Origin of the sequence: Algibacter sp. TI.3.09, from assembly GCF_038154905.1 — a bacterium.
Lineage (GTDB): Bacteria > Bacteroidota > Bacteroidia > Flavobacteriales > Flavobacteriaceae > Algibacter.
This window is the reverse complement of record NZ_JBAKAN010000001.1, coordinates 913,754-935,142: the sequence shown is the minus strand read 5'-3', so window position 1 is coordinate 935,142 and position 21,389 is coordinate 913,754. Positions and strand designations below refer to the sequence as shown.

Here is a 21,389-nt window from a genome sequence, read left to right as displayed (position 1 = left end):
CTTTAATTTTTATCGATTTACCAGCCATCTAGCACACATTGCATGGTGTAAGGCTCTGTTTCATCTAGAGGTAATTCTTCTAAATTATCTCCCAAATAGTTTCCGCTAGCAAAACCTGTGGCGTTTTTAAAACGGTAAGACCAGCAATATCTCAGGTTGGTAAATTCTTCAGAATAAGTAACAAGATTATCAATTAAAGTAACATTTTCAAAATCTGAAAACGCTACAAAATATCCTAAAAATTGGTTACGTCTCACATCGGCATCCGAGCTGTTATACATGTACATGCCACAGTTATTCATTATGTTTTCGTGTACGTAAGTGGTTTTGTTATGGCCTTTATCACCGCCGCTAGAATATTGAATATAACCTAACCTGCCATTAGCAGAACCACTAACCATAGTTACCGTATTACGGGCAATAATATTATGGGTTTTATGCCAGCTTACTATTGGGCCATCGGTATATTCGCTATCGTCACCTTGCTCCATAATATTATCGAGAATATATACGTTTTCTCCTGTTGCATTTACTATATCGCCTCCAGAATTATGATGAAAATAATTGTCTTCTATTAAAATGTCTTCGTCCACACGACCCGGACCTTCTATATCAATGCCAAATTGAGGCGAAGTTCCGTTAATGTGGTGTATTTCATTATTACTTATTTCAATACGCATACCACCGACAATAGAAATACCTTGGCGCCTGTTATTATAGATGTTGTTGTTAATAAAAGTTACATCGTTAGAATCGAGAACTAAAGATCCATCGCCTGTGACATCATGGATTTCCATATTTTCTATTAAAACATTATTGTTGTCCCAAACGCAAATACCATGGCCTTCGTCATGAGCGGTACTTCCATCATCACGAGTTGTGAAAATGTGCGTATCACGTTCCCCTTTTATTTCGCCATCTCTTACAATTATATTATCGCCGTTTAAACGTAAAACGCAATAATTCCATTTGTTATTGGCATCAATAGATAATACAGCGTTTTCACTAAAAACAAACTCGGTATTATCATATATTTCTATACCACCGTAATAAATATCGTTAATATCTTCGCCAACTAAATAATCGCCATTTGGTAAAATAACGCGTGTGTAACCTTCGTTATGTGCCCAATCTATAGCTGCTTGTAAATTTTCGGTAGTTTTAACAACATCCGAATTTGTATTCGGAATATCCCAAAAATCCAAATCGATTGTGTATTCTGTTATTAAAGAAATTTCAGGTAACTGCGCATTAAAAGTTTTAATAGGCAAACCTTCTTCATCTAAATCTTCTTGATTTACGGGTTCAGTTTCATCATCTGTAATGCCTTCATATTGATCATGTCCACAAGAACTTACTAGAATAAAAATTGAGAATAATAGGTAATAAGGTAAGGTTTTCATTAATTCATTTTAAAATAATAATACATATTGAACAAATTGATAAAGCATATTTTTGATTATTAATAAGCATCAATTTAGTCTAAACAAGAAAACGAATGTTATTTCAGAATAGTATAAAATGCTTAATTTTTCGATAAACGACATATTCTTAAATCATGTCATTTATAAAATCTTAAAAAACAAACTGTTCCAATCTAAAATAAAAAAGGCTATTTCATTCATATAAAACAATCATTTTAGCATCTTTGTATATGCATCAATCTATAACAAAACACATACAAAATCATATAAAGCCAACAGTTGCGGATATGCAATTATTTTACGCGGTTCTAAATGAAATTTCTGTTGCTAAAGGTCAGTTTTTACTAAAACCAGGCACTACAGTAAAACATGAATATTTTGTAGTTAAAGGCTGTTTAAAAGGTTATTATATAGATGAAAAGGGCAGTAGACATATTATTCAGTTTGCTGTAGAGAACTGGTGGATTGGTGATTTTGATGCCTTTTACAACCAAGTCCCATCGAGATTGTATATTGAAGCTATTGAAGATTCTCAGCTATTATCTATCAATTATGATAGCCTTCAAAACATATATAATAAAGCGCCAATTTTCGAACGTTATTTTAGAGTTTTGGTTACTCAAGCTTTTATTTCTCAACGTAAACGCATTCTATCTACTTTAGAGAAAAACACTAAAGAACGATATATAGAATTCTGTACATCGTATCCAAATATTGAAAACCGAGTTCCTAATTACGACATCGCAAATTACTTAGGTGTATCTCCAGAAAACCTAAGTAGAGTAAGGAAACAGATGAAAAGTTAAAACTTTCTTAATTGATATAGGTCAATGAGATTGGCAAACATGTCTTGTAACTTTGTTGTAAGTAACAATTTACATTACAACATGAGCAAGCAACCTTTATTAGTACCATATAACAAGAATATAAATCTTAAAAATAGAGTCGTTATGGCTCCCATGACGCGTAGTCGTGCAGATAACGAAGGTAAGGTAGCAACCGACGAATTACAAGGCTTGTATTACGAGCAACGTGCTTCGGCAGGTTTAATTATTTCTGAAGGTTCTCAAGTTTCTGAGCAGGCCGTGGGATACATTAACACACCAGGAATCCATACCGATGCCCAAGTTGAAGGCTGGAAAAAAGTAACAAAACGTGTGCACGATAAAGGCGGAAAAATCTTTATTCAGTTATGGCATGTTGGGCGTATGTCGCATCCAGATTTTCATAACGGAGAATTACCGGTTTCGGCGTCAGCCTTAAATCCACACGCAAAATCATTCACTCCAGAAGGTTTTAAAGACACTGTAGCCGCTAGAGAAATGACTATTGAAGACATTAAACAAACGGTTAAAGATTTTCAAAATGCAGCAGCAAATGCAGTAAAAGCAGGTTTTGACGGTGTAGAAATTCATTCATCAAACGGGTATTTATTTCACCAATTTTTTAATGGAACATCTAACAAAAGAACAGATGAATACGGCGGAAATTTTGAGAACAGAACTCGTTTTTTCTTTGAAGTTCTAGAGGCTATGAAAGAGGTTATTCCGCAGGAAAAAATAGGTGTTCGTTTTAATCCTTCTTTAGATGGACTATTCGGAATTACGATGGATGAGGAAACGATTCCAACGTTTGAATACATTATAAAAAAACTAAACGATTACAATTTAGCATACGTACATTTATCTGAACCCTTTACAGATGTATCTGAAATTCCTTTTGCTGTAACCGAAATAGCGAAACATTTTAGACCCTTATACAACGGTACTTTAATGATTAACACCGCTTTCGATCAAGAAAAAGGAAATAAAGTGTTAGAAGATGGTGATGCTGATTTAATAGCTTATGGTAAACCTTTTATCTCAAACCCAGATTTAGTAGAGCGTTTTGAGAACCATTTGGAATTAGCCGAATGGGATCAAGATACCTTTTACACAACCGGAGCAAAGGGCTATACCGATTATCCAAAAGCTTCTAAATAATTAGAAGTTTAACTTAAAACACACAACATGAAATTTACAAGAAAAGCAAATGCCGAATGGAAAGGAAGTGGTAAAGACGGACAAGGAAATATTACTACAGGAAGTAAGATTTTAGATAAAACACAATATTCATTTCACACACGTTTTGAGGATGGTGAAAAAGGAACAAACCCAGAAGAGTTAATTGGTGCAGCACATGCAGGCTGTTTTGCCATGCAATTGAGCTTTTTGTTAAACGAAAATAATTTTACGGTAACAACTTTAGATGTTGATGCGACCGTTAATTTTGAAGATGGCGCTATTACAAAAATCACCATAAATTTAGTAGGTGATGTCCCTGAAATAGATGCTGAGCAATTTCAACAAATAGCACACAAGGCAAAAGAAGTTTGTCCAATATCGAAGTTATTAAATACAGAAATAGAACTTAAAGTAACATTAAAAAAATCATAATAATGGCAACTACAACAGTAAAAGCATATGGTGCAACAGCATCAACAGAAGATTTAAAACCTTTAGATATAGAAAGAAGATCGGTTGGAACCGACGACGTAAAAATTGATATTACTTACTGTGGTGTTTGCCATAGTGACATTCACACAGCAAGAAACGATTGGAAAGGTTCTACGTACCCAGTAGTTCCGGGACACGAAATTATTGGTCGTGTTGTAGAAGTTGGTAATGGTGTTAGCAACTATAAAGTTGGCGATTTAGTTGGTGTAGGTTGCTTGGTAGACTCTTGTCAAACCTGTTCTTCTTGTGAGCAAGATTTGGAGCAGTTTTGCGAAAAAGGAGCAACTTGGACTTACAACAGCCCAGATAAACATATTGAAGGCGCTCAAACTTACGGAGGGTATTCTACCTCTGTAGTTGTCGATGAAAAATTTGTTTTAAGTATTCCTGAAAATTTAGATGAAGCAGGAACGGCTCCTTTATTATGTGCAGGTATTACAACATGGTCGCCATTGAGCCACTGGAAAGTAAAAAAAGGAGATAAAGTTGGTGTTATTGGTCTTGGCGGATTAGGACACATGGGCGTTAAATTTGCACACGCTTTAGGAGCGCATGTAGTTATGATTACAACGTCTCCAGAAAAAGGAAAAGATGCTAAAAGATTAGGAGCTCATGAGGTATTGGTATCTAAAGATGCTGAGGATATGAAGAAACACCAAGGGAGTTTCGATTTTATATTAAACACCATTCCTGTTGGTCACGAAATGGATCCATATTTAGGATTGCTTAAAATTGATGCTACTATGGTTTTAGTTGGAGCTGTAGAACCTTTAAAACCTTTCCATGGTGGAAGTGTTATTGGTGGACGTAAACGTATTGCTGGTTCTTTAATTGGCGGTATTAAGGAAACTCAAGAAATGCTAGATTTTTGTGGAGAGCACAATATTACTAGTGATATCGAGATAATTGATATGCAAGATATTAATAAAGCTTACGAGCGTGTAACAAGCAACGATGTAAAATATCGTTTTGTAATTGATATGAAATCGCTTAAATAATAGCGAATAAGTTTATAAATATTAAAACAGCATCTTATTAGTTTAGATGCTGTTTTTTTATGTCTAAATATTTCTCTTCATTTAAATAAACGTTGTTAAATCGAAACATTTAAATGAATAAAACCAGCAAAACTCTACTATCTTTGCACAAAATATAATTTATGTCACAATCATTTTCTAGTTTAGGTATTCACGATGCATTGCAAAGCAGTTTAGCAGCATTAAATATCACTGTACCAACCGATATTCAAGAAAAAGCCATTCCGGTAATTTTAACTAAAACCGACGATGTTGTTGCTATTGCGAAAACAGGAACAGGAAAAACAGCAGCTTTTGGATTACCATTGCTTCAATTAATAGATAGTGGTAAAACCAATATACAAGCGGTTATTTTAGCCCCAACTAGAGAATTAGGACAACAAATTTATAACAATTTAGAGTCTTTTAATTCAGAAGAACTTAAAGTGTCTATAGCGGGTTTATTTGGAGGTATTCCTATAAAACCTCAAATTGAAAAACTTAAAGCAACTACGCATATTGTAGTCGCAACACCAGGACGTTTAGCCGATTTAATCGAAAGAAACGCAATAAACGTTAAAGAGATTAGTTATTTTATTTTAGATGAAGCTGATGAAATGGTGAGCGCTCATAAAGAAGGTGTAGATGCTATTATTAAGGCTTTGCCAAAAAGTAGAAGAACGCTATTGTTTACAGCAACTATGCCTGGTACTATTAAACAATTGGTGCAAAATAGTTTATCAAAACACGTGGTAACTATTGAGGCTAATATGGAAACTACAGGTCATCAAGGTATAGATCACCAATATGTGGTTGTTGAACCTATTGAAAAACTAAATGTATTAATGCATTTTTTAAATTCTAATGAAGGCCAACGTGGTATCATTTTCTGTAAAACTAAAGCGGCAGTAAATAAACTTGCTAAAAATTTAGCTATAAATAAATTCTCTTCTGGAGCCATACACGGTAGTTTATCGCAAGGTATTCGTGATCGTATAATGGGACAGTTTAGAGAAGGACACATTAATATTTTAGTAGCTACAGATTTAGCGGCTCGTGGTATTGATGTTAAAGATTTGGCATTTGTTGTAAATTATCATTTACCGGATACTTATGATGCTTATGTACACCGTAGCGGACGTACAGCTAGGGCAGGAGCTACTGGTTTATCATTAAGTGTTATTCAGGAAGATGAAGTACAAGATATTCCAGAATTTGAAGAAGAATTAGGGATTAAGTTTAAAGTTTATCAAAAAGCAGATGCTAAAAGTATCGAAGAGAATAACGGGTTAATTTGGGCTAGAAAAATATTTAAAACTAAACCAAACCGAGATATTCCAGAAGATTTTAAAGCCAAAGTGAAAACTATTTTTCATCATTTAACAAAGGAAGAACTGGTTGATAAAATTTTAGCAAATTACATTGCCGAAAACAATACTATAGTTGAAAAACCAGCAGTGGTAAAGAAGAAAAAGAAAAAATAAGTAATGGATAATTTTAGAAAAACCAAACAACATATTTTAGATAAACTGAAAATTAAGGCGCTTAATTCCATGCAGGAAGAAGCGTTGCTATCTATTACCAATGTTGAAAACACCGTGCTTTTATCGCCTACCGGAACAGGTAAAACACTTGCGTTTTTATTACCAACCATTACAGCTTTAGATAAGGACTGCGAAAACGTACAACTCTTAATTTTAGTACCATCACGCGAGTTAGCAATACAAATTGAGCAAGTAATTCGCACCATGGGTTCTGGTTTTAAAGCGAATGCCGTTTATGGTGGTCGTAACTTCTCGAAAGATAGAATAGATTTAGCACACACGCCAGCTATTTTAATTGGTACACCTGGTCGTGTTGCCGATCACTTACGTCGTGAGACGTTTATAGTTGAAGATATTAAAACATTAGTTTTAGATGAATTTGATAAATCTCTAGAAGTTGGTTTCGAGAAAGAGATGAGCGAGATTATCAGTAATCTACCATATATTCAAAAACGAATTTTAACTTCGGCAACTCAAGATATTGAAATCCCAAAATTTGTTGGATTAGAAAACGAATTGGTGATTGATTATTTAGACACGAAAGTTTCTAAACTAGAAATTAAAAAAGTAATATCTCCAGATAAAAATAAACTTCAAACTTTAGTCGATTTATTAAATCATATTGGAAATAAACCAGGCATTATTTTCTGTAATTTTAAAGATACTATTCAATATGTAAGCGATTTTTTAAATGATAATAAAATTGGTCATGGTTGCTTTCATGGTGGTATGGAGCAAATAGATAGAGAGCGCGCTTTAATAAAATTTAGAAACGGAACCCATCAAATTATTATTGCTACCGATTTGGCTGCACGTGGTTTAGATATTCCGGAACTTAACTACATTATTCATTATCAACTTCCTTTAAAAGCTGAAGAATTCACTCATAGAAATGGTAGAACCGCGCGTATGAATACAGAAGGTACAGCCTATGTATTACAATGGGAAAAAGAAACCACGCCTGAGTTTATTGAAACTACCGAAACCGTAATACCGAAAGGAAAAACAACTAGAATTACCAATCCATGGAGTACGCTATTTATTTCTGGTGGTCGAAAAGATAAAATATCAAAAGGCGATATTGCTGGTTTACTTTTTAAACAATGCCATTTAGATAAATCTGAAATTGGTGTTATTGAGTTAAAGCAAGATTGTGCCTTTGTTGCGATACCTAAAGCAAGAGCTGAAAGTATTATTGATAAAACCAATAACATGAGGTTGAAAAAAAGAAAAGTACGTACATATATTATTTAATAATACATGTTACTTCTAATAACTAAAAAGCTGCTATATGCAGCTTTTTTTGTTTTATGAAATACGTCAATGTTGTAAGGTATTCCTATAATTATGTAACACCGTGGTTAAGATAGCCGGTATCTTTACATTAAATATATTAACAAATATTAATAGTAAAGACCGTTGTATAATTACGACCAACTTTAAAATTAATTAAAGCATAAAACGCAATGATTAAACCAAGAGAAAAAGCACCAGAATTAGAAGTACAATTAGTTAATAGTACCACATGGAAATTAAGCGAACAGTCACCAGAAAACTTCACATTAGTTTTATTTTACAGAGGTAAACACTGTCCTGTTTGTAAAAGTCAGCTGGAAGATTTACAAAAGAAATTAAATAAATTTGCAGAGCGTGGCGTTAATGTTATCGCGATAAGCACCGATACAGAAGAAGTTGCAAAAGCAACACATGAAGCATGGGATATTGCAGATATACCATTAGGTTATGGCGTATCTATAGAAGATGCTAGAAAATGGGGCTTATTTATTTCAGAAGGGATTAAACAAGAACCAAAACATTTTGCAGAGCCAGGTTTATTTTTGGTAACACCAGAGCAAATAGTTTACTGGGCATCTATACAATCGATGCCTTTTGGTAGACCAAGCTTTAATGATGTTTTAGGCGGTATTGATTATATATTAAAAGCAGATTATCCTGCAAGAGGAGAGGCATAAGCCTTAATAGCATATCGTTTTATTTATAAGAGATTAATTTCTGAATACGTAAAATTGATATTAGAGTTAATAATTTTTTAGAGAGAAAAGATCAAGTGTAAGCTTGGTCTTTTTTTTGCTTAAAACAGAAAAGTTACTTAAATTAAGGAATATTTCGCTTATGATTGTTATTGTTTCTGACTTTTAGGAAGCGTAAAATAAAATGTAGAACCTTTTTCTATTTCACTCTCTACCCAAATGGTTCCGCCATTGTTTTCAACCATTTCTTTACAAACACGTAGACCTAAACCAGTTCCTTTTTCGTTTTGAGTTCCATAAGTTGTAGATGTTTCTTTTTCAGAAAAGATATTAGTTCGCACGTCGTCACTCATACCAACACCATTATCTTTAACTTGTATTTGCCAAAACTCCTCTTGTTCGATGGCTGAAACGGTTATCGTGCCATGCGCTCGTGTAAACTTTACGGCATTACTAATTAGGTTACGAATTACAATATCTATTTGATCAATATCACACCAAGTTATTACATGGCTCTCAATGTTATTTATAGTTGAAATAGATTTTCCTTCGGCCTGTTTAGAAAGCAGCCTTAAACTGTCGTCTACTAATCTATTAACAGGAATAAAATCGGGTTTGGTAGATAAACCATTCATTTGGCTTTGTCCCCAAGTTAATAAATTGTTTAAAGTGAAAGCAATAGACTCTATGTTTTCGCCTATTTGCGGCATAAAGTGCATAAATTCTGTTTGGCTCACTTTACTATTATTAAATAAATCTAAAAGTGATTTAAATGAATTTATCGGCCCTTTTAAATCGTGAGCAATAATGGAGAATAATCTAATTTTAGTATTATTGGCTCCATTTAAATGTATTTCATTTTTTTTAAGTGCATGTGTATTTTCTATCAGTTTTTGGTTTAAGCTATTTTGAATTTTATTATTCCTTTTAAGAATCACGATAATAATAGTAAATGCTAATATAATTAATATTGAAAAGTATATATAACTACGTTGCAAGAGGTTCTTTTGTTCACTATCAGAGATATATTTTTCTTTTTCTTGTTCAAATTCTAAGTTCGATTTAAGGATGCTTAATTCTTTAATATTATTATTTTTATTAATAGTATCAGAGATTGCTTTAAATTCTTCTAAATAAGTTAAGGCTTGCCCAAAATCTTCGTCTGCTTTTTTAATTTCATATAAAACTTTTAGAATTTCATCTCGGTTCTCTAAATTATTAAGGTCTTTAGATATTTCTAGTGCTTTTACCGCATAAGATGCTGCTATTTCGTTATTCTTAAGCCCGTAGTATGCTTTAGATAAAAGCAGGTAAAGTGGTATTTTATATCTGGTTTGATCGATGTTTTTATGGAGTACTTCACTTTTATTCAACCAAAACAAAGCATTATCATACTCGTTCTTTTTAAGGAAAATTGTGCCTTTTATTTCGTAGACATAAGTTAACCAACTATTCATTTCAAGAGCTTCAAAAATATTGATGGCCTTATTAATTGGGGCATTAGCCTTTTCTACATCATCAATTTCTATATATGTAAACGCTAAGTTTGAGAGTATAATACCTGTTAATTTTTGATCATCATTTCGCTCATTAACTTCTAGAGCCTTTTTTAAAAAGAATATAGGTTGATCATATTCCTTTTGAAGACTGTATAGTACAGAAATATTTATATAAAGAACAGGTAACCACTTGTCATTTTTATTTTCTTTAGCAATTTCAATACCAGTTAAAAACGTTTTTAAAGACTTAGCATATTCATCTTTATACATATATTCTTTTGCTAATTCACTGTAAGAAAAAAGGATTAGACTTATATCATTTATCGCCCTGGCCTTTAAATTGGCCTTTATAAAATAGAATATGGCTTCATCTTGCTCTCCTATATCCGAATAGTAACCACCTTTAACAATATAGCCTTCAGTTTCACCTTTAGCATATTTAATGGCTTTACTTAGCTCTATGGTTTGGTTTGAAATAATTAGTAAGCTATCTAGGTTGTACTGATTGTATTCTCTTCCTAATTCATGTAATAAATTGATATATGTAGTGTCTCTTTCGAAATTGGGAGTTTCTTGTAATTTCTTAATATCCCTTTGTATTTCTTTTTTTATTCTGTCTTGTGAGAAAGCAGAAAAACTATTAAACAAAGTAATAGCTGCCATCAATAAAAACAGATAGGATAGTTTAATATTTTTTATGTTTAATACGTGTAGCATGAATAGCTTTAAACAGCTTGTTTGTAATGTTTTATTGTTTATTTCGCAATATAGTTTGCAAAATGGAACGCACCAATGATATTTTAGTATTTATATAATTTTCGCACATATATTCTCGATAAAATACTTATTTTATCGATTAAAAGTGTTCTATTTCAGTTGAATGGTTAAAAAGATGCTGTAAATACTATAGTTAATTTGATTAAAAACACTTTTAAACTTTGGATATGGAATAATATTTAAATGGATTTGTAATAAATTGGAAACCTTATAAAAAAAGAATACTAAGCCGTTTCGGTTTTAGGAAGCGTAAAAGAAAACGTAGAGCCTTTATCTATATCACTTTCAACCCAAATACGTCCACCATTATTTTCGACCATCTCTTTACAAACGCGAAGACCTAAACCTGTACCTTTTTCGTTTAAAGTACCGTAAGCAATAGCAGTTTCTTTTTCCGTAAAAACATTTGCTACAGCCTCTTCGCCCATACCAACACCATTATCTTTAACTTGAATTCTCCAAAATTGATTTTCTTCAACTGCGGAAACAGTTATTGTGCCATGCTCACGAGTAAACTTAACAGCATTACTTATTAGGTTACGAATAACAACATCTATTTGATCTCTATCAGACCAAGGAATTACATTTTCGTCAATATTATTTATGGTTGAAATAGATTTTACTTCGGCTTGCTTAGAAAGCAACCTAAAACTTTCGTCTACTAATTTTTTAATACTTATAAAATCTGGCTTGGTAGATAAGCCATTCATTTGGCTTTGTCCCCATGTTAATAAATTGTTTAAAGTGAAAGCAATAGAATCAATGTTTTTACCAATTTCTGGCATAAACTCCATGAACTCTGTTTTACTCAATTCGCTTTTATTAAATAAATCTAAAAGTGATTTAAATGAATTTATCGGACCTTTTAAATCGTGGGCAATAATAGAAAACAATCTAATTTTAGTATTATTTGCTTCATTTAAATGTGTTTGATTTTTTTTAAGCGCCTCGGTATTTTCTAATAATTTTTCGTTTAATGTATTTTGAGTTTTGTTATTCTTTTTGAGGATAAATATGATAATAGCAAACGCCAGAATAATTAGAATAGAAAAGTAAATATAACTAAGTTGTAAAGTGTGTTTTTGTTGACTTTCTGAGATATATTGTTCTTTCTCTTGTTCAAATTCTAAGTTAGATTTTAGTATTCTTAATTCTTTAATGTTGTTATTACTGTTAATCGTGTCCGATGTCGCTTTTAACTCTTCTAAATAAGCAAGTGCCTTTTCAAAATCGTTATCTGCTTTTTTTATTTCGTAGAGCACTTTTAAAGTAAGGTCGCGTTCTTCTAAAATATTCAATTTTTTAGAAATTTGAAGCGCCATTAAAGCATAACTTTCCGCCGTATCATAATCTTTAAGACCAAAATATGTTTTAGCTAAATTTGTGTATAAAGGAATTTTGTATCGCCCTTTATCAATATTAGCGTGAATTTTTTCACTTTTACTTAACCATCGTAAAGCTTGATTGAATTGCCCTTTTTTAATATAAATAGATCCTTTTAATTCATAAGCATAAGAAAGCCATGAATCTAATTTTACTTTTTCAAAAATAGAAATAGCCCGATTAATAGAAGTAGAGGCACTTTCTAAATCTCCCATTTCAATAAAACAAGCCGTTAAATTATTTAATGTTTTACCTACTTGTGCTTCATCTTTATTTAATTCATTTATTTCTAGTGATTTAGATAAGAATGAAATGGTTTGTTCATACTCTTTTTGAACCCGGTATATTGACGATATATTTAAATAACATTTAGATAAGTACGCTTCATTATTATATATTTTGGCTATTTCTATGGCATCTAAGTAATGCTTTAAAGCATTGGCATAGTCTTCTTTATATTTATATTCTGCAGCCAATTTAATTTTAGACTCTAATAATAAATTAGTCTCCGAATTAATAATAGCTATAGAAACAGATTTTTTGAAATACGAAATTGCACGGTCTTGTTTCCCTATATTAGAGTAGTATAAGCCTTCGATTAAATATCCTTGAGCTTCGCCTTTAGGATAGGGAATAGACTTACCCAATTTAATAGATTCGTTAGAAATAATAAGTAAGCTGTCTAAATTGTATTGTGCATATTGCATGCCTAATTGATACAATAGATTAACATAAGTAGTATCTCTTTGAAAATTATTATTTTCCTTATGTTTCTTTATTTTTTGCTGTAGACTTTTCTTGATGTCTTCTTGTGCATAAACCGAATTATTAACACTAAATGAACTAAGAATAACCCACAAAAATATACTGCAAAATTTGAAATGATGTATATTAAAATAGGCTTGCATGGGTATGGGGTATACTTTTTTAAGTTTAGGGTAATTGGATTTTAATACAAGATAAAACCTTAATAAATCAGAAAAAATATTAAACGTTCTTTTAACGGTTTTTTATGCATAAAAACAGTTTAAAAGCGTTTAACTTCGATAAAAAACAATTTTTAGTCGATTGAGTATAGTGGCTTTATTAAAATAACTAAGGGAATTCTGCAGGTTTTTAATGAAAGAATTAATGAAAATTCAAAAAAAAAAGTTGCCCAAATAATGGGCAACCTTTTACTCTATAAAAGTATGTTTAAATTATTTTAAACTCTCTAATAATTTTTCTGCAACCAATTCTGAAGATGCTGGGTTTTGACCCGTAATTAAGTTACCATCTTGTACAGCGTATGGTTTCCATTGGTCTAAATTAGAATACAATGCTCCATTTTCAATAAGCATATCTTCTAATAATAAAGGCACAACCTCTGTTAATCCAACAGCTGCTTCTTCTGAGTTAGAAAACCCTGTAACACGCTTTCCTTTTACTAAAGCTGTTCCGTCTGCATTTTTTACATCTTTTAATACAGCTGGTGCGTGACATACAAAAGCGATTGGTTTTTCTTGACGATCGAATGCTTCAATTAAAGCAACCGATGCTTTATCATTGGTTAAATCCCATAAAGGACCATGACCACCAGGATAAAATACCGCATCAAAATCGTTAGGATTCATATCGGCTAAAACCTCAGTGTTTGCAATTTTTGATTTTGCATCTTCGTCTTTATTATAGCGATCTGTAGAAGCTGTAGCAGCATCTGGAGAATCACTACTTGGGTCTATTGGTGCAGCACCACCTTTTGGTGTAGCAATAGTAATTTTAGCACCTTTATCTAATAATGTATAATATGGGCTAGCAAATTCTTCTACCCAAAATCCTGTTTTTTTTCCTGTATCTCCTAATTTATCATGAGATGTTAATACAAATAATATTTTCATGTCGTTTTGTTTTTTTAATTCTGTTTTTACTTCTGAAACTTTTTCAGAAATTGTTTCTTGTTTTACGTCTTTACAACTTGAAGCTGTAATTATTGTAAATGCTATGGCTAATGTTTTTAAAGTCTTCATCAATAAAATTAGTAAGCCATTTTTACAATTTTTTCAACTTTATCAGGCGATAAACTTTGGTGTTCACCTAAGCCTAACCAACCACGATCTGTAAAACGTTTAGAGATTTCTTCGGCAGTGCCTTCGTAATCTTTGGTGTAATCGGATAATTTAGTGTCTATACCTAATTCGTTAAAAAACGCTTCCGTTCTTTCAATCGCCGCATAAGCTTTATCGTCCATGCTACCTTCAGTAATATTCCAAACACGCTCACCGTATTGTGCTAATTTTTCTTTTTTAGCTTCAAAATTATATTTGTAATGGCTTGGTGCAATTACAGCTAAAGTACGCGCGTGATCAATACCAAATAAAGCCGTTAATTCGTGCCCCATGGCGTGAACAGCCCAATCATTAGGCACTCCTTTTTGGATTAATCCGTTTAAGGCCATCGTGCAACTCCACATAAAATTAGAGGCTGCTTGATAATCTGTAGGGTCTTTTAAAACCTTTGGAGCAACTTCTATAATGGTTTGTAAAATACTTTCAGCAAAACGATCTTGCAATAAAGCACCAACCGAATACGTCATGTATTGTTCTAAAACGTGTGTAAAGGCATCGGTTAAACCGTTTACCAATTGGCGTCTTGGGATAGAGGTAATCACTTGCGGATCTAAAATTGAAAACTCAGGAAATAAACCAGGACCACCCATAGCTAATTTTTCTTTTGTTTCTTTTCTAGTAATTACAGCTCCAGAATTCATTTCTGATCCTGTAGCCGGCAAAGTTAAAACGGTTCCAAAAGGCATACCTTTTTCCGTTCTAATATTTTGGCTTAAAATATCCCAAGGTGTATCACCTTTAAATAATGCTGCTGCCGATAAAAACTTGGTACCATCTATTACAGATCCACCACCAACAGCTAATAAATAGCTAATGTTTTCATCTTTAATAACCTTTAAAGCATCCATTAATACAGAGTATTCTGGGTTTGCAGGAATACCTCCAAACTCAACAACTTCAACCTTTGTTAAAGCTGTTTTAACCTGATCGTAAATACCGTTTTTCTTAATACTTCCGCCACCATAAAGCAATAATACTTTAGCGTCTTTCGGAATTTCATTTTCTAATTTTTCAATAGAATCTTTTCCAAAAATAATTTTGGTCGGATTTTTAAATTCAAAATTGTTCATCTTCTTTCTCTTTAATTTTTTAAATTTTCACTATCATTTTTCCTTTGTTTTTACCTTCGAATAAATCGATAAAAGCATTAGGAATATTATCGAAACCATCAACAATAGTTTCAGTGTAAGTTAATTTACCTTCTGCTAACCATCCTGATAAATGTTTCATAGCTTCTGGGAATTTTTCAGCATAGTTAGAAACAATAAAGCCTTGCATTAAGGCACTATTTTTAACTAAAAATGGTTGTACACTAACGCTTTTTGGTAATTCTGTTTCATTATAAACCGAAATAGCACCACATATAATCATACGTGCAAAACGATTGATGTTGAATAAAACAGCATCCGAAATAGGCCCACCAACATTATCAAAATAAATATCGACACCATTTGGCGCTAAAGCTTTAATGTCTGCATTAATATCTTTGCTTGTATTGTAATTAATACCAGCATCGAAACCAAATTTACTTTTAAGCATCTCGATTTTCTCGTCGGTTCCAGCAATTCCTATAACGTGAAGTCCTAGTATTTTTGCTATTTGCCCAACTACAGAGCCTACAGCTCCAGCAGCACCAGAAACCACAATAGTTTCTCCTGCTTTAGGTTTTCCTATTTCGTTTAACCCTAAATAAGCCGTTAAGCCCGTCATTCCTAAAACACCTAAATAAGTACTTAATGGTGCTTTATCGCCATCAACTTTTAAAAGGCCTTCACCTGTAGAAATTTGTTGTGTTTTCCAACTTAACAATCCAGAAACATAATCACCTTCAGCAAAGTTTTTGTTTTTAGAGGCAACTACTTTTGCAACCACTCCAGATTGTACGGGTTTATTAAGTTCAAAAGGAGGCACATACGATTTTGCATCGCTCATACGTCCTCTTAAATAAGGATCAACAGATACATAAGCAGCTTCTAACAAGATTTCTCCTTCGCCAACTTTTAATTCAGTATGGTCACTAACAAATTCAAAATTTGAAACTGTCGGTTTTCCTTTTGGTCTATTGTTTAATAAAATTGTCTTTGTCATTTTTCTTTTTTTTATTCAATTACAGTCACTAAGTCTTCCATAGGTTTTCTAACCTTTACAAGATTTACTAACCAATCTGCATCATCTTTTCTATAACCCATTGGTAATAAAACGGCACTACGTAAACCTTTTTCACGTAAACCTAAAATTTGATCTACAGCATCGGCATCAAAACCTTCCATTGGGGTAGTATCTACACCTTCGAAAGCAGCAGCAGTAAGCGCTTCTGCGAAAGCAATGTAAGCTTGTTTTGCAGCATGATTAAAGTTTTCTTCCGCATCTTTTTGAGGGTAAGAGTTTAATAACATTTTACGATAATCTTCCCAACCTTCGTTTTTGAAACCACGAATATCATTGGTTAAATCGAACATATAGTTAATTCTTTCTGGGGTGTACGTATCCCAAGCAGCAAAAACAAGTAGGTGAGAGCAGTCTGTAACAACAGATTGGTTCCAAGCTACAGGCTTAATTTTCTCTTTAACATCTTGGTTTTTTACTACAAAAATTTCAAAAGGTTGTAAACCGCTAGATGTTGGTGCTAAACGAGCTGCTTCTAAAATACGTTCTACTTTATCTTCAGCTATTTTCTCGCCATTCATCGCTTTTGCAGCGTATCTCCAGTTTAATTTATCTAATAATTCCATATCTTAAATTTATTTTTTAGTTATTGTTTTGAAATTTGTTTTATATCGTTTGAAGTTATAATCACTTCGGCATTACTTCTGTTATTTGCTAATTTTATCATCGCTGTTGCAATGGTTTCGGCATCTATAATTTTATACTGTTTTAACTTCCCTATAAATAAGGGTTCAATGACTTGGAAAACAGCCAGTCCAATTTTTTCTAATAGTCTATGTTCTTTTCTTTCGCCACCAATTAAAGATGGTCTTAACACAAAAGTGTTTTTTATATTTCGTTTTAAAACATCGTGCTCCATTTGGCCTTTTGTTTTATTGTAAAACACATTACTGCTTTCATTAGCACCCATAGCTGATATCACTAAAAACGTAGGTATGTTGTTTTCTTTTGAAAGCTTTGCTGCCGTTACCGGAATACCATAATCTATTTTTTTATAGAGTTCTTTATTTGGTGTTTTCTTGGTAGTTGTACCAATGCAACAATAGACTTCGTCTGCTTTGAAATCGGGTTTAAAATCTTCCAGGTTTAATAGATCTCCTATAAATTGTTCTACCTTATCAGGTAATCCTTCTATTTTAGAACGAGAAAACAGTTTGATGGTTTTATATCTATCATCTTCAATTAATTTATGAAGAATAATATTCCCTGTTAAACCAGTTGCGCCAAGTATAATAGCTGTTTTATTCATGTTATTTACAAACTTTTATACTGCTCCAGGCAGATTGATAAGCTTCTTCTAAATGTTCTTTATCTAATTGAAACACGCCACGTTTTTGTATCATCATTAAAAACGATAATGGGTTAATGGCATAAGCATATAAAAGATAATCTGATAATGGTTTTATAACACCTTCCTCTTTACCACGTTTCCACAAATCGAGTAGGGGTTGCAAGTGTTTTATACCTTGTTGGCGACTTGCTTCATCAATCATAGGCGAATTATCACACTGTGCTAAAAACATAGCGTGTTCACATTCCTTTAGTTTAAAATCGGCAATACGTTTCCATATTAATTCAAAGCCAGCTTCAACACTCATGTTTTCATCATAAGTTTCAAAAGCATACTTTGTGTATTCCGCTTTTACATCTATATAAGTCTGATTTACTAAATCTTGTTTATTTTCAAAGTATAAGTAAATAGTTGCAGGCGAAACATTGGCCATTTTAGCTATTTTACTCATAGGTGTTGCATGGAAACCATCGTTGTTTACCAACTCTATGGTTGCTTTTACCAATGCATTACGTTTATCTATACTTTTCTGTAGCTTAGCCATAATTTATTGATTTTTTGTAAATTTATAAGCCAACGCAATTAATACAAGTTGCAATGGCAATCTAATTAATGCGGCTTCATGACTACCAATTGCAGGGTTTGCAGAAAACACATCCCAAACATGTATTGGTAAAAAACATATCATTAATACAAAAATACCGCTAGCCGCTGTGCGTTTGTATTGTGGTATAAGTAATAATATACCTAGCATTACTTCTATAACTCCCGATGCGTAAATAATAAATGCTTTGTACACCAGAAAATCTGGAACAAAGGCTTTGAAAAAGTCAACATTAACAAAATGTTGAGCACCTGCATATATCATAAATATGGCAAGTAATACTCTTAAAATGTTCCAAAAAAGTTTCATCTCTATGTTTTGTGAGTACAAATATATGTAAAAAATGAACGTTCATTCTTTTTTTAACAAAAGTTTATATTCAATAGTTGAAAATTAAGATGAGTGACGTTGTTTTACCGCTAAAACTATTGTTATAAGATGTTTAGAAATATGAAATATATTTATACTATGAATACAGAATAAGAAAAACACCTAGCATAATGCCAACAAGTGGTACTAATTTCTTGCGTTTATTCTGTTCTTTGAATATTAAACCACCAACAACCACGGCAATTATAATCTGACTTCGCTTAATAGCGGAAAGTAGCATAATTAAAGCTTCAGGATCTTGCAGTGCTTTAAAATAGAAATAATCTGCCGATGTTAAAAGAATTCCAACAGCCGGTATAGTCCATCTCCATTTAAAGGCTTTTCTTTTGTCTGCAAAAGGAAACCAAGTTATCGATAGTATCACTAAAAGGATTAAAATAACATAAAAGCTAAACCAAAATAATAAGGTTTGTGGATCTAGAAATAAACTTTGTATTAAAAATTTATCGTACAATCCGCTAGAGGCTCCTAAAAACGTAGCTGCTATAATGGCAAAAATCCATTTGTTTCGTTTAAAGTTAATACCTTCTTTTTTTCCAATTTTGGAATAGAGCATAACCGAAAATATAATAAGAAAAAAGCCTACCCATTGTAATCCGTTAGGTTTTTCATCATAAATAAGAATAGCGCCTATAAACGTGAAAAACGGACCTGCAGACCGAATAGGAGTAACAATGGTTATTGGTAAATGTTTTAGAGCTTGATATGCTAAAACCCATGAGCTTGCCATAATAGCCGATTTTATAAAAATAAAACCATGTGTTTGCCACGGAATAGGTTCTATAAAAAAGCCGAGGCCTTTAGTGAATTCAGGATAATAAATTGAACCAATGAAAAATGGCAAAAGAAAAATAAAACTTGAACCTACCGTACCTAAAAGCACCGGAAACACTTCATTGCCTTGAACGGCATGCTTTTTACATAAGTTGTGTAACCCTAAAAATAACGCGGCTAAAAGCCCTAAATACATCCACATCGCGCGAAGATAATTTAATCTCTAATTCTACAATAAAAAATATAAGATATCTTGGCGTTATTAATTGCAATACAAACTTAAAATAAGGAGTAATTTATAATTGTATAGATTCAATACATTGTTCCATTTCGCTTTTAGCATAAGTGAAATCTGCCATTTTTTTACTTTCTCCAATATGGATAGGTATATTATTCATACGGCTTGTTAAATCTTTAATGGGCATAGCTTCTAAGCTATTAAATTCATCTTTCCAATACTCTAAATGCGAAAGCCTATCGTTTTGAAAGCCTGTAGTTTTTCTATCATTATCAGTCCTAAAAAAGGTTATTTCACCAATAAGTGAATTTACTATTTCAAAATCTATAATAATACCATCATAGATTAACTGCGTATAAAATGCGTTCTTAAAAATATCCGAAATATTTTTTAAATCCTTCGCTTTTATATCTGTTAAAATTATAGAGTATTGTGTTTTTGCATTAGCCACAAGCCAACACTTTTTTCTATTAACATGAAAAATAGTAGCATTCCATTTTCCTAACAAACCTAAGTTTTTTATCGGTTCTGTTTTAATTAGTTTTTTAATTAATTTTTCTAATTTAATAGATGTATATATTGGGGTTTGCATAATCTATAAATATTTTAAAATTTAATGTTCTCCATAACCAACATCGTCCATTTTTCCTCTAAAGACTTTATATTGAATAAACATATATACAGCCACTAACACAATAGCGATAGCAAACCAATATACACCAACAGATAAACCATACTCATCTGCTGCTACGTTATAAAGCGTTAAATCTGGATTAATATCATTTGTTGAAGGCAATACTTTAGGGAAAATTGACGATACGGTTGTGGTTAAACCTCCAAACAAAAATAAAGATGAAAATATAAAGCCATAGCCATCTTTCTTAAATGATTTAATTTTGAACAAACCCAATAACCCTGTTAATGTTATAATAGGGAATAACCATAACCAAGGGTATTTAAAAAAGTTGTGAAATGGTTTTGGTTCTATTAAATGCCAAATTAAAATTGAGATAATTACTAAAACTAATAGTACAATATTTAAGTTGAAAATCACCTTTCTAAGCTTGGTGTTTAAATCGGAATTGGTTTTAAAAATAATCCAATTTGCACCATGGATTGCTAAAGATATCACACCAATAATACCTAGTAAAAGTGTAAACCAATCGATAACACCTAAGGCTTCTGCATGTGGACTAAATGTTGGGTTCCAAAGTGGTAAAAAGAAAAAATGTGCTTCGTGCGTAGATACACCATTTACAACATTACCTAAATTAACACCACGAACTACGTTACCTAGAGCAACACCAAAAAACAAGGCCAAAAGCAAACTAGATATTCCAAAAGCTTTATCCCAAATGGCTTCCCATATGCGGTTGTGTATTTGTCCGCGTAACTCTAAACCAATAGCTCTAAAAATTAGTAACCATAAAATCATAATTAAGGGTAAATAAAAGCCACTAAACGATGAGGCGTACAACGTTGGAAATGCAAAAAACAAGATCCCACCAGAGGCGATAAGCCAAACCTCGTTGGCATCCCAAAAAGGACCTATAGCGTTAGTTATTGCTTTTTTATCTTTTTCTGTTTTAGCAAAAAACAAATGAATAATTCCTGCTCCAAAGTCGTAGCCATCCAAAATGACATAAACAGCCAACATGGTCATTAAAACGATATACCAAAATAATTCCATAA

The 21,389-nt window shown here is 32.3% G+C and carries 20 protein-coding genes; 7 read left to right on the top strand and 13 right to left on the bottom strand.

Features of this window, described 5'->3' with window-relative positions; genetic code table 11:
* Window positions 1–17: 17 nt before the first annotated feature.
* The gene (locus V6246_RS03655; RefSeq protein ID WP_341559000.1) at window positions 18–1,403 is read right to left on the bottom strand and encodes a right-handed parallel beta-helix repeat-containing protein; all 1,386 of its coding nucleotides are present in this window, start codon (window positions 1,401–1,403) and stop codon (window positions 18–20) included.
* Between the two features lie 308 nt (window positions 1,404–1,711).
* On the opposite strand from V6246_RS03655, the gene V6246_RS03650 reads away from it, so the two are divergent.
* The 7 genes from V6246_RS03650 (at window position 1,712) to V6246_RS03620 (ending at window position 8,452) form a co-directional block, all read left to right on the top strand.
* Window positions 1,712–2,230 carry a Crp/Fnr family transcriptional regulator gene (locus tag V6246_RS03650; RefSeq protein WP_341558999.1) on the top strand — a complete coding sequence of 173 codons (519 nt, stop codon included), beginning with the start codon at window positions 1,712–1,714 and terminating at the stop codon, window positions 2,228–2,230.
* Window positions 2,231–2,311: 81 nt separating this feature from the next.
* Window positions 2,312–3,406 (top strand): alkene reductase, encoded by a 1,095-nt coding sequence (locus V6246_RS03645; protein WP_341558998.1) that lies wholly within the window; start codon window positions 2,312–2,314, stop codon window positions 3,404–3,406.
* A gap of 27 nt (window positions 3,407–3,433) precedes the next feature.
* Window positions 3,434–3,859: an OsmC family protein gene (locus V6246_RS03640; protein WP_341558997.1), complete on the top strand. Its 426-nt coding sequence runs from the start codon at window positions 3,434–3,436 to the stop codon at window positions 3,857–3,859.
* A gap of 2 nt (window positions 3,860–3,861) precedes the next feature.
* Window positions 3,862–4,917, top strand: coding sequence for an NAD(P)-dependent alcohol dehydrogenase (locus V6246_RS03635; protein ID WP_074935838.1), 1,056 nt, complete (start codon window positions 3,862–3,864; stop codon window positions 4,915–4,917).
* Between the two features lie 161 nt (window positions 4,918–5,078).
* A complete protein-coding gene (locus V6246_RS03630; protein WP_341558996.1) occupies window positions 5,079–6,419 on the top strand; it encodes a DEAD/DEAH box helicase in 1,341 nt (446 codons plus the stop codon).
* Window positions 6,420–6,422: 3 nt separating this feature from the next.
* Window positions 6,423–7,733 (top strand): DEAD/DEAH box helicase, encoded by a 1,311-nt coding sequence (locus tag V6246_RS03625; RefSeq protein WP_341558995.1) that lies wholly within the window; start codon window positions 6,423–6,425, stop codon window positions 7,731–7,733.
* 212 nt (window positions 7,734–7,945) lie between these two features.
* Window positions 7,946–8,452 carry a peroxiredoxin-like family protein gene (locus V6246_RS03620; RefSeq protein ID WP_341558994.1) on the top strand — a complete coding sequence of 169 codons (507 nt, stop codon included), beginning with the start codon at window positions 7,946–7,948 and terminating at the stop codon, window positions 8,450–8,452.
* Window positions 8,453–8,619: 167 nt separating this feature from the next.
* Here the strand turns inward: V6246_RS03620 and V6246_RS03615 are convergent, their stop codons facing one another.
* The 12 genes from V6246_RS03615 to cydB all read right to left on the bottom strand — a co-directional run bounded on the left by V6246_RS03615 (window position 8,620) and on the right by cydB (window position 21,387).
* A complete protein-coding gene (locus V6246_RS03615; RefSeq protein WP_341558993.1) occupies window positions 8,620–10,686 on the bottom strand; it encodes a tetratricopeptide repeat-containing sensor histidine kinase in 2,067 nt (688 codons plus the stop codon).
* Between the two features lie 284 nt (window positions 10,687–10,970).
* Window positions 10,971–12,989, bottom strand: a complete 2,019-nt coding sequence (locus tag V6246_RS03610) for a tetratricopeptide repeat-containing sensor histidine kinase (protein WP_341558992.1) — start codon at window positions 12,987–12,989, stop codon at window positions 10,971–10,973.
* A gap of 339 nt (window positions 12,990–13,328) precedes the next feature.
* A complete protein-coding gene (locus tag V6246_RS03605; protein WP_341558991.1) occupies window positions 13,329–14,135 on the bottom strand; it encodes a type 1 glutamine amidotransferase domain-containing protein in 807 nt (268 codons plus the stop codon).
* An 8-nt stretch (window positions 14,136–14,143) separates the two neighbouring features.
* On the bottom strand, window positions 14,144–15,304 hold the full coding sequence (locus V6246_RS03600; RefSeq protein WP_341558990.1) for an iron-containing alcohol dehydrogenase: 1,161 nt from the start codon (window positions 15,302–15,304) through the stop codon (window positions 14,144–14,146).
* A 19-nt stretch (window positions 15,305–15,323) separates the two neighbouring features.
* On the bottom strand, window positions 15,324–16,322 hold the full coding sequence (locus V6246_RS03595; RefSeq protein ID WP_074935844.1) for an NADP-dependent oxidoreductase: 999 nt from the start codon (window positions 16,320–16,322) through the stop codon (window positions 15,324–15,326).
* 11 nt (window positions 16,323–16,333) lie between these two features.
* Complete coding sequence (locus V6246_RS03590) at window positions 16,334–16,966, bottom strand: nitroreductase family protein (protein WP_042503591.1); 633 nt, start codon at window positions 16,964–16,966, stop codon at window positions 16,334–16,336.
* 20 nt (window positions 16,967–16,986) lie between these two features.
* Window positions 16,987–17,649: an NAD(P)H-binding protein gene (locus V6246_RS03585; RefSeq protein ID WP_042495194.1), complete on the bottom strand. Its 663-nt coding sequence runs from the start codon at window positions 17,647–17,649 to the stop codon at window positions 16,987–16,989.
* Window position 17,650: 1 nt separating this feature from the next.
* Window positions 17,651–18,235, bottom strand: a complete 585-nt coding sequence (locus V6246_RS03580) for a TetR/AcrR family transcriptional regulator (protein ID WP_341558989.1) — start codon at window positions 18,233–18,235, stop codon at window positions 17,651–17,653.
* Window positions 18,236–18,238: 3 nt separating this feature from the next.
* Entirely contained in the window at window positions 18,239–18,604 is a 366-nt protein-coding gene (locus V6246_RS03575) for a DoxX family protein (RefSeq protein ID WP_042495191.1), read from the bottom strand.
* Window positions 18,605–18,761: 157 nt separating this feature from the next.
* Window positions 18,762–19,661 carry a DMT family transporter gene (locus V6246_RS03570; RefSeq protein ID WP_042495188.1) on the bottom strand — a complete coding sequence of 300 codons (900 nt, stop codon included), beginning with the start codon at window positions 19,659–19,661 and terminating at the stop codon, window positions 18,762–18,764.
* Between the two features lie 94 nt (window positions 19,662–19,755).
* Window positions 19,756–20,289, bottom strand: a complete 534-nt coding sequence (locus tag V6246_RS03565; RefSeq protein WP_042503596.1) for a DUF6933 domain-containing protein — start codon at window positions 20,287–20,289, stop codon at window positions 19,756–19,758.
* A gap of 21 nt (window positions 20,290–20,310) precedes the next feature.
* Window positions 20,311–21,387 carry a cytochrome d ubiquinol oxidase subunit II gene (gene cydB, locus V6246_RS03560; RefSeq protein WP_341558988.1) on the bottom strand — a complete coding sequence of 359 codons (1,077 nt, stop codon included), beginning with the start codon at window positions 21,385–21,387 and terminating at the stop codon, window positions 20,311–20,313.
* Window positions 21,388–21,389: the final 2 nt, after the last annotated feature.